The organism is Stenotrophomonas sp. 78350_Sma, from assembly GCF_056482105.1.
In genome coordinates this window covers 3457664-3484168 of sequence record NZ_CM151182.1, presented here as the reverse complement: position 1 = coordinate 3484168, position 26505 = coordinate 3457664, and the positions used below count along the sequence as shown (strand labels likewise).

At 67.1% G+C, this 26505-nt stretch carries 23 protein-coding genes and 1 riboswitch; of the genes, 15 read left to right on the top strand and 8 right to left on the bottom strand.

Features of this window, described 5'->3' with window-relative positions; all coding sequences use genetic code 11:
- Window positions 1-49: 49 nt before the first annotated feature.
- Window positions 50-2431 (top strand): penicillin-binding protein 1C, encoded by a 2382-nt coding sequence (gene pbpC, locus ACZK4H_RS16235; RefSeq protein ID WP_099555334.1) that lies wholly within the window; start codon window positions 50-52, stop codon window positions 2429-2431.
- 114 nt (window positions 2432-2545) lie between these two features.
- Here pbpC and ACZK4H_RS16230 read toward each other — a convergent pair whose 3' ends face one another.
- Together ACZK4H_RS16230 and ACZK4H_RS16225 are read right to left on the bottom strand one after the other, a co-directional pair.
- Complete coding sequence (locus tag ACZK4H_RS16230; RefSeq protein ID WP_099555336.1) at window positions 2546-3121, bottom strand: ferritin-like domain-containing protein; 576 nt, start codon at window positions 3119-3121, stop codon at window positions 2546-2548.
- Window positions 3122-3150: 29 nt separating this feature from the next.
- The gene (locus ACZK4H_RS16225) at window positions 3151-3633 is read right to left on the bottom strand and encodes a peroxiredoxin (protein ID WP_099555338.1); all 483 of its coding nucleotides are present in this window, start codon (window positions 3631-3633) and stop codon (window positions 3151-3153) included.
- 261 nt (window positions 3634-3894) lie between these two features.
- On the opposite strand from ACZK4H_RS16225, the gene ACZK4H_RS16220 reads away from it, so the two are divergent.
- Window positions 3895-4785, top strand: coding sequence for a DnaJ C-terminal domain-containing protein (locus tag ACZK4H_RS16220; protein WP_099555340.1), 891 nt, complete (start codon window positions 3895-3897; stop codon window positions 4783-4785).
- Between the two features lie 98 nt (window positions 4786-4883).
- Here ACZK4H_RS16220 and pilH read toward each other — a convergent pair whose 3' ends face one another.
- Both pilH and ACZK4H_RS16210 read right to left on the bottom strand, forming a co-directional pair.
- Window positions 4884-5255, bottom strand: a complete 372-nt coding sequence (pilH, locus tag ACZK4H_RS16215; protein ID WP_005410644.1) for a twitching motility response regulator PilH — start codon at window positions 5253-5255, stop codon at window positions 4884-4886.
- A gap of 88 nt (window positions 5256-5343) precedes the next feature.
- Window positions 5344-6339 (bottom strand): YhdH/YhfP family quinone oxidoreductase, encoded by a 996-nt coding sequence (locus ACZK4H_RS16210; RefSeq protein WP_099555342.1) that lies wholly within the window; start codon window positions 6337-6339, stop codon window positions 5344-5346.
- Between the two features lie 153 nt (window positions 6340-6492).
- Between ACZK4H_RS16210 and hflK the strand changes: the two genes are divergently transcribed.
- The 6 genes from hflK to ACZK4H_RS16180 all read left to right on the top strand — a co-directional run bounded on the left by hflK (window position 6493) and on the right by ACZK4H_RS16180 (window position 13334).
- On the top strand, window positions 6493-7626 hold the full coding sequence (hflK, locus tag ACZK4H_RS16205; protein ID WP_005410642.1) for an FtsH protease activity modulator HflK: 1134 nt from the start codon (window positions 6493-6495) through the stop codon (window positions 7624-7626).
- Window positions 7623-8486: a protease modulator HflC gene (hflC, locus tag ACZK4H_RS16200; RefSeq protein WP_010482785.1), complete on the top strand. Its 864-nt coding sequence runs from the start codon at window positions 7623-7625 to the stop codon at window positions 8484-8486. The genes hflK and hflC overlap by 4 nt, the downstream gene beginning before the upstream one ends.
- 67 nt (window positions 8487-8553) lie before the next feature.
- Window positions 8554-8739 (top strand): DUF2065 domain-containing protein, encoded by a 186-nt coding sequence (locus ACZK4H_RS16195; RefSeq protein WP_099555344.1) that lies wholly within the window; start codon window positions 8554-8556, stop codon window positions 8737-8739.
- 369 nt (window positions 8740-9108) lie between these two features.
- The gene (locus ACZK4H_RS16190) at window positions 9109-10401 is read left to right on the top strand and encodes an adenylosuccinate synthase (RefSeq protein ID WP_099555347.1); all 1293 of its coding nucleotides are present in this window, start codon (window positions 9109-9111) and stop codon (window positions 10399-10401) included.
- A 256-nt stretch (window positions 10402-10657) separates the two neighbouring features.
- Entirely contained in the window at window positions 10658-11122 is a 465-nt protein-coding gene (locus ACZK4H_RS16185; protein ID WP_099555348.1) for a potassium channel family protein, read from the top strand.
- An 88-nt stretch (window positions 11123-11210) separates the two neighbouring features.
- Window positions 11211-13334 (top strand): methyl-accepting chemotaxis protein, encoded by a 2124-nt coding sequence (locus ACZK4H_RS16180; protein ID WP_099555350.1) that lies wholly within the window; start codon window positions 11211-11213, stop codon window positions 13332-13334.
- A gap of 86 nt (window positions 13335-13420) precedes the next feature.
- Here ACZK4H_RS16180 and ACZK4H_RS16175 read toward each other — a convergent pair whose 3' ends face one another.
- A complete protein-coding gene (locus ACZK4H_RS16175) occupies window positions 13421-13708 on the bottom strand; it encodes a hypothetical protein (protein ID WP_099555352.1) in 288 nt (95 codons plus the stop codon).
- Window positions 13709-13840: 132 nt separating this feature from the next.
- Here ACZK4H_RS16175 and ACZK4H_RS16170 point away from each other — a divergent pair, with 132 nt between their 5' ends.
- Window positions 13841-14542 carry an alpha/beta fold hydrolase domain-containing protein gene (locus ACZK4H_RS16170; RefSeq protein ID WP_099555354.1) on the top strand — a complete coding sequence of 234 codons (702 nt, stop codon included), beginning with the start codon at window positions 13841-13843 and terminating at the stop codon, window positions 14540-14542.
- A 9-nt stretch (window positions 14543-14551) separates the two neighbouring features.
- Here the strand turns inward: ACZK4H_RS16170 and ACZK4H_RS16165 are convergent, their stop codons facing one another.
- Window positions 14552-14968 carry a hypothetical protein gene (locus ACZK4H_RS16165; protein WP_099555356.1) on the bottom strand — a complete coding sequence of 139 codons (417 nt, stop codon included), beginning with the start codon at window positions 14966-14968 and terminating at the stop codon, window positions 14552-14554.
- A 106-nt stretch (window positions 14969-15074) separates the two neighbouring features.
- Between ACZK4H_RS16165 and ACZK4H_RS16160 the strand changes: the two genes are divergently transcribed.
- From ACZK4H_RS16160 to ACZK4H_RS16150, 3 genes are all read left to right on the top strand, one after another.
- Window positions 15075-15797: a helix-turn-helix transcriptional regulator gene (locus ACZK4H_RS16160; RefSeq protein ID WP_049429965.1), complete on the top strand. Its 723-nt coding sequence runs from the start codon at window positions 15075-15077 to the stop codon at window positions 15795-15797.
- Between the two features lie 82 nt (window positions 15798-15879).
- Window positions 15880-17247, top strand: a complete 1368-nt coding sequence (locus ACZK4H_RS16155) for an amino acid permease (protein ID WP_005410628.1) — start codon at window positions 15880-15882, stop codon at window positions 17245-17247.
- Window positions 17248-17351: 104 nt separating this feature from the next.
- A complete protein-coding gene (locus tag ACZK4H_RS16150) occupies window positions 17352-17762 on the top strand; it encodes a VOC family protein (protein WP_005410627.1) in 411 nt (136 codons plus the stop codon).
- Window positions 17763-17820: 58 nt separating this feature from the next.
- Here ACZK4H_RS16150 and gcvP read toward each other — a convergent pair whose 3' ends face one another.
- Window positions 17821-20688 carry an aminomethyl-transferring glycine dehydrogenase gene (gene gcvP / locus ACZK4H_RS16145; RefSeq protein WP_024956945.1) on the bottom strand — a complete coding sequence of 956 codons (2868 nt, stop codon included), beginning with the start codon at window positions 20686-20688 and terminating at the stop codon, window positions 17821-17823.
- 62 nt (window positions 20689-20750) lie between these two features.
- Window positions 20751-20853: riboswitch (glycine riboswitch) on the bottom strand.
- Window positions 20854-21152: 299 nt separating this feature from the next.
- Between gcvP and ACZK4H_RS16140 the strand changes: the two genes are divergently transcribed.
- The 3 genes from ACZK4H_RS16140 (at window position 21153) to ACZK4H_RS16130 (ending at window position 23879) form a co-directional block, all read left to right on the top strand.
- Window positions 21153-22379 carry a multidrug effflux MFS transporter gene (locus tag ACZK4H_RS16140; RefSeq protein WP_099555392.1) on the top strand — a complete coding sequence of 409 codons (1227 nt, stop codon included), beginning with the start codon at window positions 21153-21155 and terminating at the stop codon, window positions 22377-22379.
- Between the two features lie 141 nt (window positions 22380-22520).
- Window positions 22521-23417 (top strand): siderophore-interacting protein, encoded by an 897-nt coding sequence (locus ACZK4H_RS16135; protein ID WP_099555358.1) that lies wholly within the window; start codon window positions 22521-22523, stop codon window positions 23415-23417.
- 69 nt (window positions 23418-23486) lie between these two features.
- The gene (locus tag ACZK4H_RS16130) at window positions 23487-23879 is read left to right on the top strand and encodes a hypothetical protein (protein ID WP_005410623.1); all 393 of its coding nucleotides are present in this window, start codon (window positions 23487-23489) and stop codon (window positions 23877-23879) included.
- A gap of 119 nt (window positions 23880-23998) precedes the next feature.
- On the opposite strand, the gene ACZK4H_RS16125 is transcribed toward ACZK4H_RS16130, so the two are convergent.
- Window positions 23999-25963, bottom strand: a complete 1965-nt coding sequence (locus ACZK4H_RS16125) for a M2 family metallopeptidase (RefSeq protein WP_099555359.1) — start codon at window positions 25961-25963, stop codon at window positions 23999-24001.
- Between the last annotated feature and the right edge of the window lie 542 nt (window positions 25964-26505).

The following is a 26505-nucleotide window of genomic DNA, read 5'->3' as shown; positions in this document are numbered from 1 at the left end:
TCCCACGGATGGGCCGCGACGGCGCGGCCCGTCCTGCGGGCACTACGCAATGAAAGACGCAATGAAGACCCGGCTGGCGGCACTGCGCCGCCGGCTGCGGCCGCTGTGGCCGTGGTTGCGCTGGGGTACGGCCGCCACGCTGGCGCTGCTGCTGGTGCTGGATCTCGCCTTCCCGCCGCCGCTGCCGAAGCAGCGCGATACCAGCACGCTGGTGGTGTCGGCGGACGGCACACCGCTGCGTGCGTTCGCCGATGCCGAGGGCGTGTGGCGCTATCCGGCCTCGGTCGACAGCGTCTCGCCGCTGTACCTGCAGGCGCTGCTGACCTACGAGGACCGCTGGTTCTGGAGGCACCCGGGCATCAACCCGCTGGCGATCCTGCGCGCCAGCGGCCAGCTGCTGCGCGGCGGCCGCATCGTGTCCGGTGGCTCGACCCTGACCATGCAGGTCGCGCGCATCCTCGACCCGCACACACGCACCCCCTGGGGCAAGCTCAAGCAGATGCTGCGTGCGGTACAGCTGGAAGTGCACCTGAGCAAGCGGCAGATCCTGGCCCTGTACCTGGAGCGCGCGCCGTACGGCGGCACCATTGAAGGCGTGGAAGCCGCCAGCTGGGCCTATCTCGGCAAGCCGGCGGCGCAGCTGTCGCATGCCGAGGCCGCGCTGCTGGCGGTGCTGCCGCAGGCGCCGAGCCGGCTGCGTCCGGACCGCCATCCGGAAGCGGCACAGAGGGCGCGCGACAAGGTGCTGTCACGCATGGCCGAACTGGGTGCATGGACACCGGAAGAGGTGGAAGACGCGCGCATCGAGAACGTGGTGGCGCGCTCGCTGCGGCCGCCGCTGCATGCTGCATTGCTGGCGCAGCGCCTGCACTCGGCGCATCCGGGCCAGGCACGCATCCAGAGCAGCATCGACATCGGCCTGCAGCGTACGTTGGAAGAACGCGTGGCCAGCTATTTCTCGACGCTGCCCGAGCGCACTTCGGCGGCCCTGCTGGTGATCGACAACCAGACCCTTCAGGCGCGTGCCTACGTCGGTACGTTGTCCTTTGGCGACCGCCAGCGGCTTGGCCACGTGGACATGGTGCAGGCCTGGCGTTCGCCCGGCTCCACGCTCAAGCCGTTCCTGTATGCAATGGCGCTGGACGATGGCCTGATCCATTCGGAGAGCCTGCTGGTCGATGCGCCGCAGAGTTTCGGCAGCTATCGGCCGGGCAATTTTGATATGGCCTTCAATGGGCCGATCGGCGCCTCCAGCGCATTGCGGCTGTCACTCAACGTGCCCTCGGTGGACCTGCTGCAGCGGGTCGGGGCCGCCCGCTTCGCCGCGCGGCTGTCGCACGCAGGCATCCAGCTGCGCTTCCCGCCGGGCAGCACGCCCAACCTGTCGCTGATCCTGGGTGGCACCGGCGCGCGCCTGGAAGACCTGGTTGGCGCCTTCGCCGCACTCAACCGCAACGGCATCGCCGGGCGTGTGCGCTACACCGATGACGAGCCGATGATCGAGCGGCGCCTGGCTTCGCCGGGTGCCAGCTGGATCGTCCGCGAGATGCTGGAATCGAATCCACGCCCGGGGTACAGCATCGGCACCTTCGATGTCGGTGCCCGCCCGCGCGTTGCGTGGAAGACCGGCACCAGCTATGGCTACCGCGATGCGTGGGCGATCGGCAGTACCCGCCATTACACCGTGGGCGTGTGGGTGGGACGGCCCGACGGCACGCCGCTGCCGGGGCAGTATGGTGCGGTCACCGCGCTGCCGTTGATGTTCGAGGTGGTGGACAGCCTGCCGCGCCAGCGCGGAGACTCGGCCGCTGCGCCGATGCCGGCCAGCGTCAGCCAGGGAGACGTCTGCTGGCCAACCGGTGAGCGTGCCGAGGGTCTGCCTGCTTCGCTTTGCCAGCGGCGGATGCCGGCCTACCTGCTGGAGGGGGCGGCACCACCGACCTTCCCCGAGCGCGAGGCGCGGCGCTGGCAGCCGGGCCGGCAGCGCTACCTTGCCGATGCGCGTACCGGGCTGCGCGTGTCAGCCGATTGCCGCTTGCCGCATGAAGAAGTCGCGCGCGAGATCGCGCGCTGGCCAGCGTTGCTGTCGCCGTGGCTGTCCAAGGCCACGCGCGACGCCTCGCAGCTGCCGGCGCTGTCGCCGGACTGTCGTGATGATGGCCGTGAGGCCAGCGTCGCACTGCACATCGATGGGCTCAACGACGGCGCTGCACTGGCGCGGGCCCCCAATGCGGATCATGGCGTGCGCCTGCAGCTGCGCGCGCTGGGCAGCGAGCAGGGCGTGGACTGGTTGCTGGATGGCCGATGGATCGCGCAGACCCACGGTGCGCAGCTGATGCAGCGCGAGTTCGCCGAACCAGGCGCGCACACCCTGACCGCGTTGGCCGCTGATGGCGCGTGGACGCAGGTACGGTTCAACGTCCTGCGGTAGATGCCGACCTTGGTCGGCGCTCGGTTCAACGCCAACGACACCGCCGCGCTCTGGTAGGTGCCAACCTTGGTTGGCACGCGGCAAAGGCGCCCACCAAGGTGGGCATCTACCAGATCATTCGCCGATCCACCCGTCCAGCAGGTCGGCGAACTCGTCGGCGTGCTCCTCTTCCTGCGCCAGGATCTCTTCCAGGATGCGCTTGGTGGTGGTATCGCGGTCGCCGATGAAGTTGATCATCTCGCGGTAGCTGTCGATGGCGATGCGTTCGGCCACCAGGTTCTCGCGGACCATGTCGCGCAGGTCGCTTCCTTCCTTGTACTCGGCGTGCGAGCGCGTGGTCAGCGTGTCAGGGTTGAAGTCGGGCTCTCCGCCGAGCTGGACGATGCGCTCGGCCAGCTTGCCGGCGTGCGCCTGTTCCTGCTGTGCATGCTCGAGGAACTCGGCTTTCACCGCATCGGCCAGCATGCCCTTGGCCATGAAGTAATGCCGGTAGTAGCGCAGCACGCAGACGTACTCGGTGGCCAAGGCGTCGTTGAGCAGCTTGATCACTACCTTGCGGTCGGCGCTGTAGCTGTCGGTGATCGCGCCGTCCTCGATGTTGCGCCGGGCGCGATCACGCAGGGTCTTGCGGTCGCTGATGCCGGGAATCCTCGCGGCGGGCTTGCTGGCTTTGGCTGGCTTGCTGGACATGGCTGGCCGTTTCCTCTTGCGGTGGAGAATCAGGTGGGCAGGTGCTCCAGCACGTACTCGGCCGAAGACACTTCGAACTGGCCGGGCTGTTCGACCCACGCCGCGCGCACCACGCCATCGACCACGTACAGTGCGAAGCGGCGCGAGCGGATGCCCATGCCCGAGGCGCTGGCATCGAGCTCCAGGCCGAGCGCGCGGGTCAGTTCGGCATTGCCGTCGGACAGCATCAGCAGGCCGTCGGGCACATTCTGGTCGGCCGCCCATGCCTTCATCACGAACGGGTCGTTGACCGCCACGCAGTAGACGTCGATGCCGCGCTGGCGGAACGCCTGGAACTTCTCGACGTAGCCGGGCAGGTGACGGGCCGAACAGGTCGGGGTGAACGCACCGGGCACGGCGAACAGGACCACCTTGCGCGCGTCGAACAGCGAATGCGTGTCAAGCGTTTCGATGCCCTCGCGGATGCGCTTGAGGGTCACTTCCGGAATACGGTCGCCAACGTGGATGGTCATGGGGAACTCCTTGCAGGGGCAGGCTATTGGGCCGGATGGGACAGGGGCGTCAAGACATTGGAAACCCGGTGTGCAGGCCCCATCTTCAGGCTTTGCGGCGAGGGCTTCCAGCCACAGCCTGGGGCAGGGCGATGGCAGCCGCATTGCGCAGGATCAGTCGGCCTCACCGGGGCCGCACGAGGGGCGGCGTAGCATCGCCGGCGCGTAGAATGAACCCGGGGCGGCGCCACCGGCGCGGCCGAAGCGAATCGAGGTAGCTGGATGGAATTCAAGGATTACTACGCCACCCTGGGGGTGGAACCGAGCGCGGGCGAGGCGGAGATCAAGACCGCCTACCGCCGGCTGGCACGCAAGTACCACCCGGACGTCAGCAAGGAGGCCGGGGCCGAAGACAAGTTCAAGGCGGTCAACGAGGCCTACGAGGCGCTGCGCGATCCTGAAAAGCGCGCGGCCTACGACCAGCTGCGCGCGCAGGGCTATCGCCCGGGCGAGGAGTTCAACGTGCCGCCGAACTACGGCGGCGCCGGTGGTTTCAATTTCGAGGAAGTGTTCGGTGGTGGCGGCCCCAACGGCGGCTTCAGCGACTTCTTCGAAAGCCTGTTCGCGCGCCAGCGCGGCGGCGGAGCCGGTCCGGGCCCGGGTTTCAGCAGCCAGGGCCATGCGCCCAACCGCGACACCCGCGCCAAGCTGTCGGTGCCACTGGAAGCGGCCTACAGCGGCGACAGCCTGCGCATCACCGTCAACGGCAAGCAGCTGGACGTGCGCGTGCCCAAGGGCATCCGTCCGGGCCAGGTGATCCGTCTGGCCGGTCAGGGCAACCATGGCGGCAACCTGCTGCTGGAAGTGGAATACGCCGCCCACCCGCAGTTCGAGGTTGACGGCCGCAACATCCTCTATACGCTGCCGGTCACGCCGTGGCAGGCCGCGCTGGGCACCAGTATCAGCGTGCCGACCCTGGGCGGCGCGGTGGAACTGAAGATCCCGGCCGATTCCGATGCCGGGCGCAAGCTGCGCCTGCGCGGGCGTGGCCTGCCGGGCAATCCGGACGGCGACCAGATCGTCGAGATCGAGATCGTGGCCCCGGCCGCGACCGACGAGGCGCAGAAGAAGGCGTACCGGAACCTGGCCAAGGCCTTCGGCGAGTCAATCTGAGCACGCCTTGCGGTAGTGCCGGCCGCTGGCCGGCAATTTCATTGCCCTGGACGGTGATGCGTGGTGGCCGGCCAGCGGCCGGCACTACCGCGCGCGTCTCAGCCCTGGCCGGCGAACACGCGTTCCAGGACCTCGGACAGTTCGTCTTCCGAGAACGGCTTGGTGATGTAGGCCTTGGCGCCCTGGCGCATGCCCCACATGCGGTCGGTGTCCTGGTCCTTGGTGGTCACCAGGATCACCGGGATATGCCGGGTTGCCTCGTCGCGGGCAAGGGTGCGGGTGGCCTGGAAACCGTTGAGGTTGGGCATCACCACGTCCATCAGGACCAGGTCGGGCAGCTCGGCCTTGGCGGTTTCGACCCCGGCGGCGCCATCGGTGGCGGTCAGGATCTGGTGCCCGAGCTTCTCGACGATGCGCTGTATCCCCAACAGCTGCGACGGTGAGTCGTCGACGATCAGAATGCGTGCCATGTTGTTCCCCATGTAATGCCCGCAGTGTAGTGCGGGCACATTACTGGCGGGAGGGCCGCGTCTGCCGTCCGTCGCCTGCCTGCGACGTTCAGTCGATCCGCACCACGGTGCGGCCCAGCGAACCACCGGCCAGCATCCGCTCGAACACGGCGGGAAGACCATCGAGGCCGACTTCGGCGGTGCAGATGCGGTCCAGCTGCTGCGGCTTCCAGTCGCTGCCCAGTCGCGACCACACTTCTTCGCGCAGCCCGCGCGGTGCATTGGCCGAAGACACGCCGAGCAGCGAGACGCCGCGCAGGATGAACGGCATCACCGTCATGTCCAGCGTCGGGCTGGCCGCCAGACCGGCACTGACCACGCTGCCGTAGGGCACGGTCTGCGCCAGCAGGCTGGCCAGCATGTCGCCTCCGGCATTGTCGAGGCCTCCGCCGAAGCGGGCCGACTGCAGGGGGCCGGTATCGGACAGTGCGTCGCGTGGCAGTACCTCGGTGGCGCCGATGGCGTGCAGGAAGTCGGTCTGGTCGGGTTTGCCGCTGACCGCGTGCACGCTGTAGCCGGCACGGCTGAAGATCGACAGCGCCAACGCACCGACGCCGCCGCTCGCGCCTGTGACCGCCAGCGGGCCGAGTTCCGGGGTCTGCCGGTTGTCCTGCATGCGCAGCAGGGCCAGCGCCGCAGTGAAGCCGGCGGTGCCCAGCACCATTGCCTCGCGCGGGGTCAGCCCGGCCGGCTGGGCGATCACCGCGCGCGATTCCAGCCGCACGTACTGGCTGTAGCCGCCATCACGGGTCTCGCTGAGGCCGCAGCCGGTGGCCAGCACCGCGTCGCCTTCACGCCAGTCCGGGTCGGTGCTGGCGACCACGGTACCGGCGACGTCGACGCCGCCCACCAGCGGGAAACGGCGCAGGATCTTCCCCTTGCCGGTGCCGGCCAGGGCATCCTTGTAGTTGACCGAGGACCAGTGGGCGCGGATCAGCACCTGGCCGGGGTTGAGGTCGTCGACACCCAGCTGGGCCAGGCCGCTGCGGTAGCCGGCGTCGTCGTTTTCGATGCGGAAGGCGGTGAACGGGGTGGTGGGGGCCATCGGCGTTGCCTGACTTCGAGGAAAACGCCACCTTACCCCGTTGCCCCCCTTTCGATCCTGCCGATCCGCCCCATCTTGTATGATCGGTGATGGTTTCACGGCTGGCGCCGCGGGAAGGGCCCGCGCCGCAGCCCAAATCTTGATGGAGCGTGCATGGCCTGGAATACACCCGGCGGCAACAAGGGCGGACAAGGCCCCGAGGACAATCGACGCGGGCCCTTCGGGTCGCGCGGCGGTGGCAATGGTGGTGGCTGGGGCGGATTGCCCGGGCCACTGAAGGACCTGTTCGACGGCGGCATCGTGCGTTGGGTGGTGGCGGCCGTGGTGCTGCTGGTGCTGTTCTCCAGCTTCCAGCTGATCGGCGAACAGCAGCGTGGCGTGGTGCTGCGCTTCGGCCAGTTCTCGCGCATCCTGCAACCCGGCCCGAACTTCAAGCTGCCGTGGCCGATTGAGTCTGTCACCAAGGTCAACGCCACCGAGATCAAGACCTTCTCGATCCAGGTGCCGGTGCTGACCCGCGACGAGAACATCGTCAACGTCTCGCTGAACGTCCAGTACCGCATCGACGACCCGCAGCAGTACCTGTTCGGCACCGTTGATGCCAACCAGGTGCTGGAGCAGTCGGCGCAGAGCGCGGTGCGCGAGGAAGTCGGCCGTGCCGACCTCAACGCGGTACTGAACAATCGTGGCCCGCTGGCCGTGGCTGCCGAAGAGCGCCTGCAGGCGCTGCTGAAGGCGTTCAAGACCGGCCTGACCGTGACCGGCCTGACCCTGCAGGACGCCCGTCCGCCGGAAGAGGTGAAGCCGGCCTTCGACGAGGTCAACGGTGCCCAGCAGGTCAAGGAACGCCTGATCAACGAAGCCCAGGCCTACGCCGCCAAGGTCGTGCCGGAAGCCCGAGGCCAGGCCTCGCGCGCCCGTACCACCGCCGAAGGCTACAAGCAGGCCGTGGTGTCCAAGGCCGAGGGTGATGCGCAGCGCTTCAGCCTGTTGCAGGCCCAGTACAAGGACGCCCCGGAAGTGACCCGCAAGCGCCTGTGGCTGGAGACCGTGCAGCAGGTGCTGAGCGAGAACCGCAAGGTGATCGGTGGCGATGGCCGTCAGCTGATCTACGTGCCGATGACCGGCGATACCCGTCCCAGCACGTCGGCTCCGGCCGCAGTGGCCAACCCGGACGTGGTGATGCCGTCGCTGCCGGGTGCAGCGGCGGAAGCTTCCCGTGATCCGGGCCGGCCGGTGGGCCGCCCGACCGGGCGACCGAGTGGCCGTGAGGAGGGCAGCCGATGAAGAGTCCAATCTGGATCGCCGTGATCGTGGCGGTGGTGCTGGGCCTGCTCGGCTCGGTGTACGTGGTCCGTGAGGACCAGACCGCCATGGTGCTGAACCTGGGCAAGGTGGTGCGTTCGGACATCAAGCCGGGCCTGCATTTCAAGGTACCGGTGGTGGAAACGGTGAAGGTCTTCGACCGCCGCTTCCAGGTGCTCGACACTGCCCCGGCGCGTTACTTCACCGCCGAGCAGAAGGACGTCAGCGTCGACTTCTTCGCCATCGGTTACATCTCCAACGTGGGTGACTACTTCCGTGCCACCGGCGGCGATCCGCGCATCGCCAACGCCCGCCTGGCGCCGATCATCACCGACTCGCTGCGCAACCAGATCAACTCGCGCACCCTGCAGCAGCTGGTTTCCGGCGACCGCAGCGAGCTGATCGCCGAGCAGCTGAAGGGGATCAATGAAGCCGTGGCCGGCCTGGGCATGCAGATGATCGACCTGCGCATCAAGCAGGTGGACCTGCCGACCGACAGCCAGGTGATCAATGACGTGTACGAGCGCATGCGCGCCCAGCGCAAGCAGGAAGCCGCCAAGCTGCGTGCGGAGGGCGAGGAGCAGTCGCTGACCATCCGTGCCCAGGCCGACCGTGACAGCACCGTGCTGATCGCCGAAGCCGAGCGTGATGCCCAGCGCCTGCGCGGTGAAGGCGATGCCGATGCAGCCCGCATCTACGGCAAGGCCGGCTCGGCCGACCCGTCGTTCTATGCGTTCTACCGCAGCCTGGAGGCCTACCGTGGCTCCATGACCGACGGTAACGGCGTAATCGTGCTGGACAAGAACGACCCGTTCCTGCAGTACCTGAAGAACGACCGCTGAGGTCGCAGAGCATTACCCCACGGGGCCCGGCTGAATGCCGGGCCCCGTGCTTTTTCCGGAGTCCCCCATGAAAGATCTGTTCGCCGCCGTCTGCCTGGTGGCGGTGCTGGAAGGCCTGTTCCTGTTCGTCGCGCCGTTTGCCTGGAAGCGCATGGCCGAGCGCCTGCTGGATCTGCCCAGCCCGGCCCTGCGCAGCTTCGGCGGGCTGGTGTTGTTGGCCGGCCTGAGCCTGCTGTGGTGGGCGCGGAATTGAAAGGGTAGTGCCTGCCGCTAGCCGGCAACCCGGGATTGCCGGCCAGCGGCCGGCACTACCGCCTGCGTTCACATGCATGGCCCGGCTCTGGTAGAGGCCAACCTTGGTTGGCATTGCCGGCCAGCGGCCGGCACTACCGGGCGGGGCGGCTGACCGGCCGGTGAAGCCGTCCGTCGGAAAGGTGGCACCGGACCCCGGAAACCCGGATAATGCACAAAAGCCGGACGGGCCTCCCCGTTCGGCTTTTTCCGTGTCTGGGCCTTCCATCGCCGGCGCTCCCCGTTTGGAGCCGCCCTCCAGGTGCTGGCCAGCCCCGCCACGGTTTACCCGTCCGCGGCCCCGATGGCCGCAACATATGAGGAGCCCGTCATGGGTCAGTCTGTCGTAGTGCTTGGTGCCCAGTGGGGCGATGAAGGCAAGGGCAAGATCGTCGATCTGCTCACTGAGGAAATCGGCGCCGTCGTGCGCTTCCAGGGCGGCCACAATGCCGGCCACACCCTGGTCATCAACGGCAAGAAGACCGTCCTGCACCTGATCCCGTCGGGCATCCTGCGTGACGATGCGCTGTGCCTGATCGGCAACGGCGTGGTGATCTCGCCGGCCGCGCTGCAGAAGGAAATCGCCGAGCTGGAAGCCTCCGGCGTCGAAGTGCGTTCGCGCCTGAAGATCTCCCCGGCTGCGCCGCTGATCATGCCGTACCACATCGCCCTGGACCAGGCGCGCGAGCGCGCTGCCGGTGGCAAGGCGATCGGCACCACCGGCCGTGGCATCGGCCCGGCCTACGAAGACAAGGTGGCGCGTCGCGGCATCCGCATCGCCGACCTGCACTACCCGAAGCAGCTGGAAGAACTGCTGCGCACCGCGCTGGATTACCACAACTTCGTGCTGACCAAGTATCTGAACACCGATGCGGTCGATTTCCAGAAGACCTTCGACGAAGCGCTGGCCTTCGGCGAATACGTGCAGCCGATGAAGTCCGACGTGGCCGGCATCCTGCACGACCTGCGCAAGCAGGGTAAGCGCGTGCTGTTCGAAGGCGCGCAGGGTGCGCTGCTGGACATCGACCACGGCACCTACCCGTACGTCACCAGCTCCAACACCACCGTCGGTGGCGCGCTGGCCGGTTCCGGCGTCGGCGCCGATTCGATCGACTACGTGCTGGGCATCGCCAAGGCCTACGCCACCCGCGTCGGCGGCGGCCCGTTCCCGACCGAGCTGGACGACGAAGTCGGCCAGGGCATCCGTGACCGCGGTGCCGAGTACGGTGCGTCGACCGGCCGTCCGCGTCGTTGCGGCTGGATGGACATCGTTGCGCTGAAGCGCGCCGTGGCCATCAACGGCATCAGCGGCCTGTGCATCACCAAGCTGGACGTGCTCGATGGCATGGAAAAGCTGAAGGTCTGCATCGCCTACGAATACAACGGCAAGCGCACCGAGTACGCGCCGCTGGACGCGCAGGGCTGGGAAGACTGCACCCCGGTGTACCTGGAGTTCCCGGGCTGGAGCGAGAACACCCACGGCATCACCCACTGGGACGACCTGCCGCCGGCCGCACGTGCTTACCTGCGCTCGCTGGAAGAGCTGGCCGGCTGCCCGATCAGCATCGTCTCCACCGGCCCGGACCGTGACCACACCATGGTCCTGCAGGATCCGTTCGCCTGAGTGAGTGATCGGTAGCGCTGGGCATTGCCTGGCACCGCTGGAAGAAAAAGCCCCGCGAAAGCGGGGCTTTTTCGTTGCGTGATTTCAATGGTGGCGACTACTGAATTCTCAAGAGATACCCAGCCCGGCCGATCTGGAAAGTGTGAACATCAAGAATGGAGAGGGGTGATTGAACAGGATAGTGAGACGGGTTTGCGATCATTGGAAGCGCGTCGATCGCAAGGCAGGGCTAGGGATCCTTGGGTCAGGCGCATTGATGATGCTGGCGGTGCTACCTGCGAAAACAATGCAATTCGGATCGCAGGAACTCGCCGCGCTGATCGGGCTGGGGCTTCTGCTGGTGGGTTATGCGCTGATGGCCTATGTCACCAATAGCCGCCTGCGCTATAGGCAACAGGATGGGATCTTTGCTCCCCTGCTTTACGTGATGACATCGGCGATGCTCATCGGTGTGTTTGCCTTCTACTACGCCAGGTTCCCTTGGGCTGGTCCGGCCGCCCAGCAAGGCTGGACGATTGGGAACCTCACCGACTCGCTGTACTTCTCCGCGGCAACATTCACGACGTTGGGATTCGGTGACATGGTGCCGAAGTCGGATCTTGGGAAGTGGTCGGTGATCGTCGAATCAATTCTTGGGACCATGCACTCGGTGTTCTTCATTCTTGTGTTTCTACGCAACGCCAGCGCGGATGTTGGTTCACATCGGCAATCACCTGTCTGAACCGTACCCGGACGGAGGGCATTGCTGCCATCAAGCCACGGCGTGCAGCTGCCGATAGGGCCTCATCCCCCCCGTTTTGGATACCCCCATGAACTACTTGAGGAATGTCAGGGTTGCCTGGCGTCTTGGGCTGGGCTTTGGCCTGTTGCTGCTGCTGGTTGCTGCCGTGGTGGCCACCGGCGCCACCGCCAGTGTCGTGCAGAAGCGCGCGATGCAGCAGGTGGTCGACGTCAGCGTGGCCAAGGTGCGCCTGCTGTCGCAGATGCTCGATGCCAACAACCAGATGATGGTCGTGCGCCGCGAGATGCTGATCCGCCAGGGCGATGACCGCGGCCACGATGAGCAGCGCATCGCCGACCTGGTCAAGCGCTACGAGGCCAGCTGGAGCGCCTACCAGGCGCTGCCCAGCGACGCCGAAGGTAAGGCCATCGCCGAAACCATCGCGGCCAAGCGTGCCATCGCGCGCCCGCTCAACAAGCAGACCAGCGAACTGATGGAGCAGGGCGACTACCCAGGCGCCGTGGCGCTGACCCTGGGCCCGGTGCAGGAAGCGGCCAATGGCTGGAACAAGGCGCTGTCCGATGGCGTGGACTTTGAAGAGAAGGAAAGCCGCGATGCAGCCGCCGAGGCGATCCGCCTGGGCGAGCGCAGCCTGCTTCAGCTGCTGGTGCTGGGCGGCGTTGCGCTGCTGGTCGGCATCGGTGCCTCGGTGATGATCGGCCGCAGCCTGACCGGCCCGTTGGCCCGAGCGGTGAACCTGGCCGAACGCCTGTCCAAGGGACAGCTGGACCAGGAGTTCCGCCTCGGTGGCCGCGATGAACTGACCCAGCTGGGTGAAGCCATGGCCAGCGTTCGCCAGAGCGTGCAGGCGGCGATCGGCGCGCAGTTGCAGATGGCAGAGCAGCATGAGGCGGGCGCGATCCGCTATCGCATGGACGTCACCGCGTTCCCCGGTGACTTCGGCCGCATGGTGCAGGCCACCAACAGCCTGGTCGAATCGCACGTGCAGGTGGAACTGCTGATGGCCGAGGTGATGCAGCGTTACGCCATCGGTGACCTCAGCCGCGACCTGCCGGACTACCCGGGCGAGAAGGGCACGCTGACCCGCACCCTGGCGGCGGTGAAGCAGAGCCTGATGTCGATCAACGCGCAGATCGATGAACTGGCCCGCGCCGCACGCGCCGGTGATTTCAGCATGCGTGGCGATGCCGCTGCGTTCCAGTACCAGTTCAAGGCGATGGTCGAGCACCTCAACGGCATGATGGCCAGTTCGCAGGCCAGCATCGCCGATGTCTCCGATGTGCTGCGTGCAATCTCGCACGGTGATCTGACCGCGCGCATGGACGGCGAGTATGACGGCGTGTTCGCGCGCATGCGTGACGACGCCAACACCACCACCGCGCAGCTGACCGGCATCGTGCGGGGCATCCAGGTGGCCGCCGACAGCATCAACAACGCGGCGCAGGAACTGGCCGCCGGCAACAACGACCTGTCGCGCCGCACCGAGCAGCAGGCCGCAAATCTGGAAGAAGCGGCCGCATCGATGGAGGAACTGACCTCCACCGTGCGCCAGAATGCCGAGCTGGCCCGCCAGGCCGACAGCGAAGCGCATGCGGCCGGTGCCGCCGTGCGCGAGACCGAGCAGGCGATGGCACAGATGGCCTCGGTGATGGGTGAGATCGATCAGTCCTCGGCACGCATTTCGGAGATCTCCACGGTGATCGACGGCATCGCGTTCCAGACCAACATCCTGGCGCTGAACGCTGCGGTTGAAGCTGCGCGTGCCGGTGAGCAGGGGCGTGGCTTTGCCGTGGTCGCCAGCGAAGTGCGCACGCTCGCGCAGCGCGCCGGCGTCGCCGCCAAGGAGATCAAGGAGCTGATCGAAGACGCAGCGGCCAAGGTGAAGAGTGGCCTGGCGGTGACCGTTGAATCGGAAGCCGCGATCGCGCGCGTGGCCCAGGCAAGTTCGCGCACGACCCAGCTGATGAGCGACATCGCTGCGGCGAGCAAGGAGCAGGCCGCCGGTATCGAGCAGGTCAACCAGGTGGTGGTGCAGATGGATCAGGTGACCCAGCAGAACGCCGCACTGGTGGAGGAAGCCACCGCTGCCAGCCGCGCGCTGGAAGAGCAGGCGCATGCACTGACCACGTCGGTGGCGGTGTTCAAGGTGGAAGGCGCAGCGGCTTCGGCCGTGACGCGTCGTGCAGCCTGAGCAGGCTGCTGACCCCGTGACAGAAATGCGGCCGCCCTGGGCGGCCGCATTTCCGTTGCCTGCCCAGACAGGCGGACGCAGCGCCGTCATTGTTCAAGGACACTGCCGAGCATGGCCCCCACGGCATACAGCACGGCCAGGGTAGGGGGCATCACCAGAAGGTAGACGGTCGTCCAGGTCTTTCCGGAAAGCCATCCCCCCATGCCGATGACGTCGAGTGCTGCGGTCTGCAGCATCACTGACAGCTGCATGAGGATGTAGGCGCTCTTGGGATCGCTGTTGGCCTGGGCATCGAGCACCAGCCAGGCGGTCAGCGCGAGATAGAGTGTGCATATGGCAATGCCGGTCCAGCTGAGCCAGCGTGGCTTGCGCATGCCGTCTTGTCCGTTCCGTCGGGACCATCAGCGTAGCGCCGCGTGCGCTGCCGTGCACTTCCTTGTGCCCAGTCAATGAGTGAAGCTGCAGGCAGGGAGTCGTGCGAAGAGACCTGAAGGGTGATCAATGTGATGAATGCCGCGATGTTGCAAGTCGTGATGCTGCCAGGCCTGGATGGCACCGGCCTGCTGTCGGCACACTTCGTGGAGGCGATGCAGGCGCGGGGCATCCAGATGCAGGTGCTGCCGATGCCCGCGCGGGGGCCACAGGACTACACCACGTTGGCGTCGATCCTGCGCCCGCAGCTTCCGGCATCTCCTTTTGTGCTGCTGGCCGAATCGTTCGCCGGGCCACTGGCCATCGAACTGGCGGTGGCCGGGCTGCCTGGATTGCATGGGTTGGTACTGAGTACGACCTTTGCACGGCGACCGGTGCCGCTGCCTGCGGCGAGCGCACGGATACTGGCTCCGGCGTGGCCGTTGCCACCACTCGCGTTGATGGCCCGGTTGCTGCTGGGGCAGTGGCGGACGCGCGCGAACCTGCGTGAGCTGGGCCTGGCAATCATGCAGGTGCCGGCCGCAACCCTGCGCCAACGTGCTGCGACGACGCTGCAGGTGGACGTTCGTGCACTGCTGCCGGAACTCGTGTTGCCGACGCTATGCCTGCATGCCCGGCAGGACCGCCTGCTGTGGCCGCCCAGTGTGGCCGAGCTGCAGGCACTGTTGCCCGATGCCCGCCATGTGTCGCTGGAGGGACCACATCTGCTGCTGCAGGCCCGCGCTGATGCAGCGGCAGCCGAAGTTGCCGCGTGGGTGCGGGCGCTGCCACCCTGAACGCTGCTCTCAGCCGCGGGCGCGGGTACGTGCCGCTTTCTTCGCCGCCACCTTGCGCACGGTCTTCTTTGCCGCACGGGTCTTCGCTGCCTTCTTCGCGGCAGCACTACGCGAGGCGGGAGTGCTGGCCTTCTTGGCCACCGTCTTCCTTGTTGCCTTCTTCGTGGCTGTCTTGCGGGCCGGTGCCTTCTTCGCCGTCGTTGTCTTCGCAGCGGCCTTGCTGGCGGCCTTTTTCGCTGGTGCCTTCTTCGCTACCTTGCGACCACTGCCACTGCGCTTGCCGCCACCATCCTGCTTGTTCACGGTGGCCCAGGCGATGCGTTCGGCGGTGCTTTCGCTGGCACCGCGCTCGCGCTCGCTGTCCTCGATGTGCTCGGCCTGGCGCTTCTGCTTTTCGGTATAGGCGGACTTGTCACCGCGGGGCATGGCCGGTCTCCGGTAGGAACCGGCCCCACGGTGGGCCTGGCAGCGTTAAGCGCAAGTCCCGCAAGGGTGATCGCACCGGCAAGGGCGCCTCGGCTATGCTTGCCCCATGCGAGTCGAGCCCGCCGACATCGAAGCCCTGTTCGACGCCATCCCGGATGTGCTGTTCTTCATCAAGGATCTTCAGGGGCGCTACACCCACGTCAACCAGACCATGCTGCGGCGGCTGGGCCTGCGCGCGCGCAAGGACGTGATCGGGCGCACGGCGGCCGAAATCTACCCGACCGGCCTCAGTGCGGACTACGTCGATCAGGACGCCCGCGTGCTGTCCGGTGAGGTGATCGAGAACCTGATGGAGCTGCACCTGTTCGCCAACCGCGAACCGGGCTGGTGCCTGACCTGCAAGCGCCCGCTGGTGGTCGATGGGGCCATCGAGGGGCTGATCGGCATTTCCCGCGACCTTGGCCAGAAGGACAGCCTGGGTACCCAGTACGAACAGCTGCGGCTGGCACTGGCCCACCTCAACGCGCACTACGCCGAGAACGTGCGCATGCAGACCCTGCTGGACATCACCGGCTTTTCGCTGTCCAAGCTGGAGCGCAGCTTCCGCAAGGTGTTCCAGATGACCCCGCAGCAGGTGCTGACCCGGCTGCGGATCCAGATGGCCATGCACCTGCTGCACGGTGACGAGAGCATCGCCAGCATCGGCCAGGCCTGTGGTTTCAGCGACCAGAGCGCCTTCACCCGCAAGTTCAAGGCTGAAACCGGTTTCTCGCCGCGCGCCTACCGCGCCCGTATCGGCGGCAACGTCGGCGAGCCCGCACTGGCCTGAGCCGCCTGCTGCGCTGTGCCTATCCCCGCGGGCATGGGACAGGGTAAGGTGTCGCCCCTGTAGCCCGCCGCCAGCCCCGCCGATGCCCAACTCGATTCCGACCGCTTCGCCGTCCCGCCTCGGACATTCGCTCAAGCCCCGCCAGCTGATCATGATGGGCCTGGGCAGCGCCATCGGCGCCGGCCTGTTCCTCGGCTCGGGCGTGGGTGTGCAGGCGGCCGGTCCGGCGGTGCTGGTGTCGTATCTGGTCGCCGGCGCGCTGGTGATCATCGTGATGAACGCACTGGGCGAAATGGCGGCGGCCAAACCGACCAGTGGCGCGTTCTCGGTCTATGCCGCCGATGCCATGGGCGCCACCGCCGGTGCCACCGTCGGCTGGTTGTGGTGGGTGCAGCTGGTGATCGTGATCGCCGCCGAGGCGGTGGGAGCGGCCGGGCTGCTGGCCACGGTCTGGCCAGCAGTACCTGTACCGATGGCGGCGCTGGCCTTCATGCTGTTCTTCACCGCGATCAACCTGCTCGGGGTGAAGAACTTCGGCGAGTTCGAATTCTGGTTCGCCATCCTCAAGGTGGCGGCGATCCTGGCCTTCATCGCCATCGGCGTGGCGCTGCTGATGGGCTGGCTGCCGCAGGTGACCTCGCCGGGCCTGAGCAACTTCACCGAGCATGGTGGCTTCGCACCGAAGGGCCTGGCCGGTATTGGCGCTGCACTGCTGGTTGTCGTTTTTGCCTTCGGTGGCACCGAGATCGTCGCCGTTGCGGCGGCAGAGACTGAAGATCCGGAGCGCAGCATCGCCCGTGCCATCCGCACCGTGGCGTGGCGCATCCTGGTGTTCTACATCGGCTCGCTGAGCGTGATCATCGCCGTCGTGCCGTGGACCAGCGAAGCGTTGAAGTCGCCGTTCGCCGCCGTGCTGGACATTGCGCGTATTCCTGGCGCCGGCACCGCCATCACCCTGATTGCGGTGATCGCGCTGCTGTCGGCACTCAATGCCAACCTCTACGGCGCCTCGCGCATGATGTATTCACTGGCGCAGCGCCGCGAAGCGCCGGCGGTGCTGGGCTGGACCGATCCGCGCCAGGTGCCGGTGATTGCCGTGCTGGCCAGCGTGCTGTTCGGTTTCGCCGCCACGGTGATGGAACTGCTGTTCCCGGACCGGGTGCTGCCGGTGCTGCTGAACATCGTCGGTTCCACCTGCCTGCTGGTGTGGACGCTGTCGCTGGTCTCGCAACTGGTGTTGCGCCGCCGCGCGGATCGCCTGGGTACCCGGCTGCCGTTCCGCATGGCGGGCTTCCCGTGGCTGACCTGCTGCGCGCTGGCGATCCTGGCGCTGATCTTCGGCCTGCTGCTGAGCGAGTCGCACACCCGCCTGCAGTTCCTGTCGATGGTGGCGCTGACCGCCACGATCGCCGCCGGCAGCGCCATCGCGCGGCGCATGCGCGAGGCGTGACTGAAGCTGCCGGCCAGCGGCCGGCACTACCACGGGGGCTGCACATCCGCCGTGCCATCCTGATCGTGTGGGCCCGTCATCGGCCCGTCGACCGGGAGTACCGCATGCTGCGCAGTCGCCCCTTCCTGATGTTCACCGGCCAGGCCGAGGCCGCCCTGGCCCTGTACGCCGAGGCCTTCGCCGATTTCCGCCTGCTGGCAATGCAGCGCCATCCGGACGGCGCCGGTGCCGGCGTGCCCGGGCAGGTCCGACAGGCCATCTTCCTGCTCGGTGGCACCCACTACCTGTGCTTTGACAGCCTGGACGTGCACGATTTCACCTTCAGCCCGTCGATCTCGCTGTTCGTCGAGTGCTCCGGCGCCGAGCAGTTCGAGCGCGCCGCGCGCGTGCTGGGCGAGGGCGGCCACTGGCTGATGCCGGTGGGCGACTATGACTTCAGCAACCGCTACGGCTGGGTGCAGGATCGCTTCGGCGTGTCGTGGCAGTTGAGCCTGGGGCAGATGCCGGACCCGTGATGCACAATGAGAACGGCCCGCTTGCGCGGGCCGTTCTCTTTACCGATGCCGCGAGGAATCAAGCCTCGACTTCATCATCCTTGTAGGCATCGACCGGGATGCAGGCACACATCACGTTCTTGTCGCCGTACACGTTGTCGACGCGTGCCACCGGCGGCCAGTACTTGCTCTGCTTCAGGCTGGCCAGCGGGAAGGCAGCCAGTTCGCGCGGGTAGGCGTGGGTCCACTCGCTGGCGGTCACCGCGGTGGCGGTGTGCGGCGCGTTCTTCAGCGGGTTGTCCTCGCGGTCCAGGCGGCCGTCTTCGATCGCGGTGATCTCCTCGCGGATCTGGATCATCGCGTCGATGAAGCGGTCCAGCTCGTGCAGCGATTCGCTCTCGGTCGGTTCGACCATCAGCGTGCCGGCCACCGGGAAGCTCAGGGTCGGGGCGTGGAAGCCGAAGTCGATCAGGCGCTTGGCGACGTCCTCGGCGCCGATGCCGCTGGTCTTCTCCAGCGGGCGTACGTCGAGGATGCACTCGTGTGCCACCAGGCCGTTGCGGCCGGTGTACAGGGTCTTGAAGTGCGGGGCCAGGCGCTTGGCGATGTAGTTGGCGTTGAGCTGCGCGACCTGGGTGGCCTTGCGCAGGCCTTCGCGGCCCATCATCGCGATGTACATCCAGCTGATCGGCAGGATCGAGGCGCTGCCGAAGCTGGCGGCGCTGACCATGCCGACCGGGCCGTTGTCACCCAGCTTGCCCGGCAGGAACGGGGCCAGGTGCTCCTTGACCGCGCACGGGCCGACGCCCGGGCCGCCGCCGCCGTGCGGGATGCAGAAGGTCTTGTGCAGGTTCAGGTGCGAAACGTCCGAACCCCATTTGCCGGGCTTGGCCACGCCGACCAGGGCGTTCATGTTGGCGCCGTCGGTGTACACCTGGCCGCCGTGCTGGTGGATGATCTCGCAGATCTCGACCACCTCTTCCTCGAACACGCCGTGCGTGGACGGGTAGGTCATCATGATCGCGGCCAGGCGGTCGCTGTACTTCTCGGCGTTGAGGCGGATGTCTTCCACATCGACGTTGCCGTTGGCATCGGTCTTGGTGACCACCACCTTCATGCCGCACATCTGCGCCGAGGCCGGGTTGGTGCCGTGCGCCGAATCCGGGATCAGGCAGATGTCGCGGTGGCCTTCGCCGCGCGAGCGGTGGTAGGCGCGGATCGCCAGCAGGCCGGCGTACTCGCCCTGTGCGCCGGAGTTCGGCTGCAGGCTGACCGCGTCGTAGCCGGTGCATTCGACCAGCATCGCTTCCAGCGTGTCGATCAGTTCCTTGTAGCCCAGCGCCTGGTCGGCCGGCACCAGCGGGTGGATCTGCGAGAACTCCGGCCAGGTCACCGGGATCATCTCGGCGGTGGCGTTGAGCTTCATGGTGCACGAACCCAGCGGGATCATCGTGCGGTCCATCGCCAGGTCCTTGTCGGCCAGCGAACGCAGGTAACGCAGCAGTTCGTGCTCGCTGTGGTGGGTGTTGAACACCGGGTGGGTCAGGAACGCGGACTGGCGCAGCAGGCCGGCCGGCAGCGCGTCGGCGGTGCTGGCATCCAGCGCGTCGACGTCCAGCGAGGCACCGAACACCGCAGCCACGGCGACGATGTCGGCGCGGGTGGTGGTCTCGTCCAGACTGATGCCGACCGAGTCGCTGTCGATCGCGCGCAGGTTGTAACCGGCGGCGCGTGCCTTGGCATGGATTTCATCGGCATGCACGCCGGTGACGTGCAGGGTGTCGAAGAAGTCGCCACCGACCTGCACGCCGGCATTGCGCAGCGCTGCGGCCAGGATCGAGGCCAGTCGATGGGTGCGGCGGGCAATGCGGGTCAGGCCTTCCGGGCCGTGGTAAACGGCGTACATCGAGGCCATCACCGCCAGCAGCACCTGCGCGGTACAGATGTTGGAGGTGGCCTTCTCGCGGCGGATGTGCTGTTCGCGGGTCTGCAGGGTCAGGCGGTAGGCCGGGTTGCCCTGGGCATCGATCGAAACGCCGATCAGGCGGCCTGGCATCGAGCGCTTGTAGGCGTCACGGCAGGCCATGAAGGCGGCGTGCGGGCCACCGAAGCCGAACGGCACGCCGAAACGCTGGCTGTTGCCGACCACGATGTCCGCGCCCCATTCGCCCGGGGCAGCCAGCAGGGTCAGGGCCAGCAGGTCGGTGGCCACGGCCACCAGGCCGCCGCGTGCGTGCACGGCATCGACCAGCGCCTTGTAGTCGCCGACCTGGCCGAAGGTGTCCGGATACTGCAGCAGCAGGCCGAAGGCTTCTGCTTCCAGCGCTTCGGCCGGGGTGCCGACGCGCAGCACGATGCCCATGGGCTCGGCGCGGGTACGCAGCAGTTCCAGGGTCTGCGGGTGCACGGCGTCGTGCACGAAGAAGGTGTCCGACTTCGACTTGGCCGAACGCTTGGCCAGGGTCATCGCTTCGGCGGCGGCGGTGGCTTCGTCCAGCAGCGAGGCGTTGGCGATTTCCATGCCGGTCAGGTCGGCGCACAGGGTCTGGAAGTTGATCAGCGCTTCCATGCGGCCCTGCGAGATTTCCGCCTGGTACGGGGTGTAGGCGGTGTACCACGCCGGGTTTTCCAGGATGTTGCGCAGGATCACGTTCGGCGTGTGGGTACCGTAGTAACCCTGGCCGATGAAGCTGCGCAGCACGGTGTTCTTGTCGGCGATCGCACGGATCTTCGCCAGTGCCTGCACTTCGGTCATCGACTCCGGCAGTGCCAGCGGTGCCGGCGACTTGATCTTGGCCGGCACGATGGCGTCGGTCATCGCATCCAGCGACGCGTGGCCGACGACGTCGAGCATCTGCGCGATCTCGGCGTCGTTGGGGCCGATGTGGCGCTCGACGAACGCGTTGTGGTGCTCGAGCTCACGCAGGGAAGGGGTGTTCTGGGACATGGCGAAGGATCCGTCAGGAAAGGGCACACGCACGGGCACAAGCCGCCGGTCGGCGGTCTGCGGGGCGCCCCTCTGTCCTTTTGCCTGAGAGTTTAAAAGCGCGGCGGACCGCAGCTTCGTGCCCCTTCGGCGCCGGATCGAACCGGTCTCTCCAGAGTTGTGTTACGGGTGGTATCGGGCCTGAGCGATTACGGGCGTTGCGCCTTCGGCAGCGGTGTTCCGCTTCTCCCACCGTGTTGCCCGCCGATTATAGCCCGTTGCGGGCGCGGCGGCCGCCTTCGGTCCTGGAGGCCGCGCCTGAATGGCCGATGGCCCGTCCGTGCGTTTTGTGCACTGCTGCATGGCATCAGGCGCAATCCCCACCTATGATGGGCGGATACCCGAATTCATCTGGCGCCGTCCCTGCTGCAGGGGACCGGCGCCCGCCGTGCGTGCCGCGCATGGCCCTGCCGGACGCCTTTCCCATGACCGCCGCTGTTGCTCCCTCCACCCGCCGCATGGCCCTGCTGCTCGCCGGCCTGGCCATGTTCGGTCCGTTCTCGATCGACACCATCTTCCCGGCGTTCCCGCAGCTGGCCCAGCGCCTGGCGGTGGACGAAGTGGCGGTGCAGCAGACCATCAGTGTGTACCTGCTGTTCTACGGTCTGATGAGCCTGGCGCACGGCCCGCTGTCCGATGCCTGGGGCCGCAAGCGGGTGATCCTGGGCGGCCTGGTGGTGTTCGTCGGCGCCTCGGTCGGCTGTGCGCTGTCCACCGACCTGACCACGCTGCTGGCGTTCCGCGCGCTGCAGGGCCTGTCTGCGGGTGTCGGCATGATTGTCGGCCGCGCGGTGATCCGCGACCTGTACCACGGCCACGATGCGCAGCGGCTGATGAGCCAGGTGTCGATGCTGTTCGGCATCGCTCCGGCGATCGCACCGATCATCGGCGGCTGGATCCTGCTCAGTGGCGCCGGCTGGCCGCTGATCTTCTGGTTCCTGGTGGTGTTCGGGCTGGTGCTGCTGGCGGCCACCGCGCGCTTCCTGCCGGAAACCCATCCGGTCGAGGCACGGGTACCGCTGTCGCCGCGCGTGCTGCTGCGTGACTATGTGCGCATCGGCTTCAACCCGCGCTTCCTGCGCCTGGCGCTGGCTGGCAGCATCGGTTTCGGCGGCATCTTCCTGTACATCTCCTCGGCACCGGTGTTCGTGATGCAGCACCTGCATCTGGGCGAGGGCGGCTTCGCCTGGCTGTTCATTCCCACCATCGGCGGCATGACCACCGGCTCGTTCCTGTCCGGGCGCATGGCCGGGCACACCACGCCCACACGCCAGGTCGCCATCGGTTTCAGCCTGTGCGCGCTGTCGGCGCTGCTGAATGTCGGCTACGTGGCGCTGTCGCCGCAGTTCGTGCTGCCGTGGGCGGTGCTGCCGATCTTCCTGGGCGGCATGGGCATGTCGCTGATCTTCCCGATCCTGGCCCTGGCGGTGCTGGACATGTACCCGCACCAGCGTGGCCTGGCATCGTCCCTGCAGGCCTTCGTGCAGCTGATGATCAGCACGGTGGTGGCTGGCGTGGTGTCGCCGCTGCTCAGTGCCAGCCCGCTGCACCTGGCACTGGGCCAGGCTGCATTCTTCGGCGCCGGATTCGTGTTCTGGTACTGGGAGCACCAGCGCGAGCGCGCGGCGCAGGCAGTCTGCACGGGCCATTGAGCAGTGCGCAGGGGTAGGGCGGGCCGCGCTGTCTCCAACGCTTGCGGCCAGGAACGACCGGACTAGGCTGGGGACTCCAGCCAGCCGGTGCGTGGATGCACGACAGCCAGCCGATCCGATGTCGTTGCATGAGGTTCCCCCATGGCTGCGCAGCAGACCTATCGCCTGTTCGAGGTGGCGCTGAAGGAGCGCCGCGTTCTTTCCCCTTCCCTTGACCGCATGGTGTTCACCGGTGCCGACGTGGCACGGATGAAGACCGAAGGCCCGGACCAGCGCATCAAGGTGTTCTTCCCCTTGCCCGGCCAGGACGTGCCGCAGGTCCCCAGCGGTGAAGACTGGTATCCACGCTATCGCGCGCTGCCGGACGACCAGCGCCCGCCGATGCGCACCTACACCATCCGCCAGCTGCGTGCCGAGCAGGGCGAGGTCGACGTTGATTTCGTGCTGCATGGCGAAACCGGGCCGGCCTCGCGCTGGGCCATCCGCGCGCGGCCGGGCGACCGCGTAGTGCTGCTGGCCCCCGATGCGGACTGTGCCGACAGCAGCGAAGGCTGGGAATGGAAGCCGCCGGCGGGTGTCGGCCAGGTGCTGCTGGTGGCGGATGAAACCGCGCTACCGGCGGTAGCCGGCATTCTCGAGGAACTGGCCGCGCTGGCCGATCCGCCACGCACGCTGGCGCTGCTGGAGGTCGCCCAGGCCGGGGATGCGGTGCCGTTGAAGGCCCCGGACACGGCCGAGCTGGTCTGGCTGCCACGCGGGCAGGCGGCCTACGGACAGCCTCTGTTGCAGGCGGTGCAGGCGCGCCTGGCAGCGGCCTCGAGCGTGGCCGCAGGCGACGAGCTGGAAGAGATCGACATTGACGCGCAGATCCTGTGGGAGCAGGCCGATGCCAGCGTGGCCGGGCCGCTGTATGCCTGGGTGGCAGGCGAGGCGGGGTCGGTGATGGCGGTCCGTCGCCATCTGGTCCGCGACTGCGGGCTGGACCGCCGCGCGATCACCTTCATGGGCTACTGGCGGCACGGCAAAGTGCTGGACTGAGGGGTGTGAAGCGGTGCTGCGGGCGGGGTGCGCTATCCTTGCGCCCCCCTTTCGCAGCGGTACCGCACCATGTCCACCAGCTCCAAGACCCGCCGCGACCAGCGCCGTCGCCAGGAAAAGCAGGCCGCCAACAAGGCCGCTGCCCAGGCCTCGCCGGTGGAGCCGCATGCGGAACTGCGCGATGCGCAGCGCACCCTGCTGGCCGGTGTCGTGCGCCGCGACGGCGAATGGGTGCTGGGCATGGATGGCCGCATTGCCGGCCACAGCGAAAGCGCCGCACAGGTGCTGGCGCTGATCATGCAGGCCGGTGAGCTGCACGAACGCAATGGCACGCCGGTGCGCCTGATGTACTCCGACGCGCTGCGCGATGCCGCACAGGCCGAAGCCAGGGAGAAGGGCCAGACCTTCGAGGAATTCAAGGCCGAGTTGGCCGCTGCGATGGCGGCCAAGAAGAACAGCTGATCGCTGTTGCGGTAGAGCCGGCCGCTGGCCGGCTGCCAGACGCATTTCCACCGTGCAGTTGCCGGCCAGCGGCCGGCACTACCGGAAAGGGGCGGATCCTCGCGGACCCGCCCCTTCTTTCATTTTGCCGCCGGGGCCGCGTTGGCCTGCCAGCCGCACATCTGGCCTTCGTTCTGCTGCTTCAGCCACTCGTTGACCGGCGTGAAGTACTCGATCATCGGGCCGGCATCGAGCTTGTCGGTACCGGTCAGCTCCTTCAACGTGGCCTGCCACGGCTGGCTGGCACCCTTGCTCAGCATCGCCCAGTACTTCTGGCCGGCTTCCTTGTTGCCGTAGAAGGTGCACTCATGCAGCGGGCCCTTGTAGCCCGACGCGTCGCACAGGCCCTTGTAGAACTGGAACTGCAGGATGCGCGCCAGGAAGTAGCGGGTGTAGGGGGTGTTGCCCGGCACGTGGTACTTCGCGCCCGGGTCGAAGAACTCTTCACCACGGGTGCTGGCCGGGGCCACGCCCTGGTACTTGGCCTTCAGGTCCCACCACGCCTTGTTGTAGTTGTCGGCGGTGATCGAACCGTCGAATACGCCCCAGCGCCAACGGTCGATCATCAGGCCGAACGGCAGGAACGACACACCGGACAGCGCCATGCGCATCTGGTTGTTGATGACCGCCTCGCGGCTCTCGGTCGGCGCGTCGACCAGGCCGATCGAGCTGAGGTACTTGGGTGTCATCGCCAGCACGATGGTGTCGCCGATCGCTTCATGGAAGCCATCGTTGGCACCGCCCTGGAACAGCGGCGGCAGCGGGTTGTAGGCCAGGTCGTAATAGATGTGGCCCAGCTCGTGGTAGATGGTGGTGAAGTTTTCTTCGTTCGGCTTGATGCACATCTTGGTGCGCACGTCGCCTTCCATGTTCATGTCCCAGGCGCTGGCGTGGCAGACCACGTCGCGGTCATCGGGCTTGATGAACTGGGTTTTTTCCCAGTACGACTGCGGCAGCGACGGCATGCCCAGCGACACGTAGAAGTCCTGCGCGCGCTCGGTCATCTGCTTGGCGGTACGCAGTTCGGCCTCGCGCTGCGCCTTGTACTGGGCAGCCACGTTGGCGTCCTTGCCGGCCTTGGCCAGCGCCGCGCTCAGGTTGGTCTGGTACTGCTTTTCCAGTGCCGCGGTGATGTCCAGGCTGCCAGCGCCCGGGTAGGGTTCCAGCTGGTCCCACAGGTTCGACCAGTCCTGCTGCCACATGTTGCCGAGCAGGTGCGCGGCGATCAGGCCATTGCCCACTTCTGCCTTGTCCTTGCCATAGGTCTTGTCCAGCTTGCCGCGTGCGTAGCAGTGCAGCTGCTCGTACATCGGCTTGACCTGTTCCCACAGGCGATCGGTTTCAGGGCCGATCTGCTCCGGCGGCATGTCGTAGCCGCTGCGCCACATCTGGCCGGCATCGGTGAAGCCCATGCCCTTGGCGCCTTCGTTCACCAGGCCGACGAACTTCTGGTAGTCGCCGCGCATGCTCTTGGTGGTGCTGTGCCAGCCCTGCCAGGCGTCGAGCTGCTTGTCGTAATCGCGGCTGCGTGCCAGCACCTGCTCCAGCTCGCCCAGCTGGCGGCAGGAGTTGGGATCGTTGGCATCGGTGCAGTACTTGCCGGCACCGTAGCTGCCTTCCATGCGGGTGGCGATCTGGGTCAGCTCGGCCAGCTTGGCCGGGTCGCGTGGCGCCGGCATCGAAGACATCAGTTTCAGCAGGTGGATCGCGCGCTTGCTGTCTTCGCTCATCGGCTTGCCGTCGAACTTGGCGGCCTGTTCGATCCAGCTGTTGAGCTGGGTCAGCGAGCGCTCGTTGGCCTTGGCCGCGATGCGTTCCGAATCACTGTTGATGTAGGTGGAGGACAGCCACTGCGCCGAGGTCATCTCCGGGTAGGCGGCCTTGAATTCGGCATTGATGCGGGCCACGAACTGGTCGGCGGTTTCGCCGGCCGGGGCGCTGCTGCTGGCGGTATCGGTGCCTGGGGTGGGTTCCTTCTTGCAGGCGGCCAGGGCCAGCGTGGCGGCGGCGATAGCCGAGGCCAGCAGGAGATGACGGTGTTTCACGGGCGGTCCTTGGGTGGTGAACGACGGCCGAAGGCTAGTGGGCAGCCGCTGCCACCGCAAGTGGCGGAAGTCGGCCGGGCGGCGCCCGGCACCCGCAGAGGCTTTCGAGCAACGGCAACGTCAACTTCAAAAGCGGGGATTCCGTGGTTTGGCGGGGCGGTGTGGGCTTGCAGGACACGCCGCAACCCGTCCACGGGGGCTCGATGGCGCCATCCATGGCGCCAACGGTCCTGCAAGCCCACACCGCCCCACCTCTCACAGATCGTGGCGGCTGTTGGTAGGTGTCGACCTTGGTCGACACATCTGTCAGATATCGAATGAGTCATCCACGCATGGCGTGGATCTACTGTGTCGACCAAGGTCGACACCCACCAGGGCAATACGTCGTTCCGACAGATCGCGGAAATCTGTCGAAGGCGGGGTGGGTCCGGTTGCGGGGGCGTGAGCCGCATGGATGCGGCGACCGAGCTTACATGGACGTACTTGCAGCGTCCCCCTCAACCGGACCCACCCCGCCAACCCACGGAATGCCAGCTTTTGCT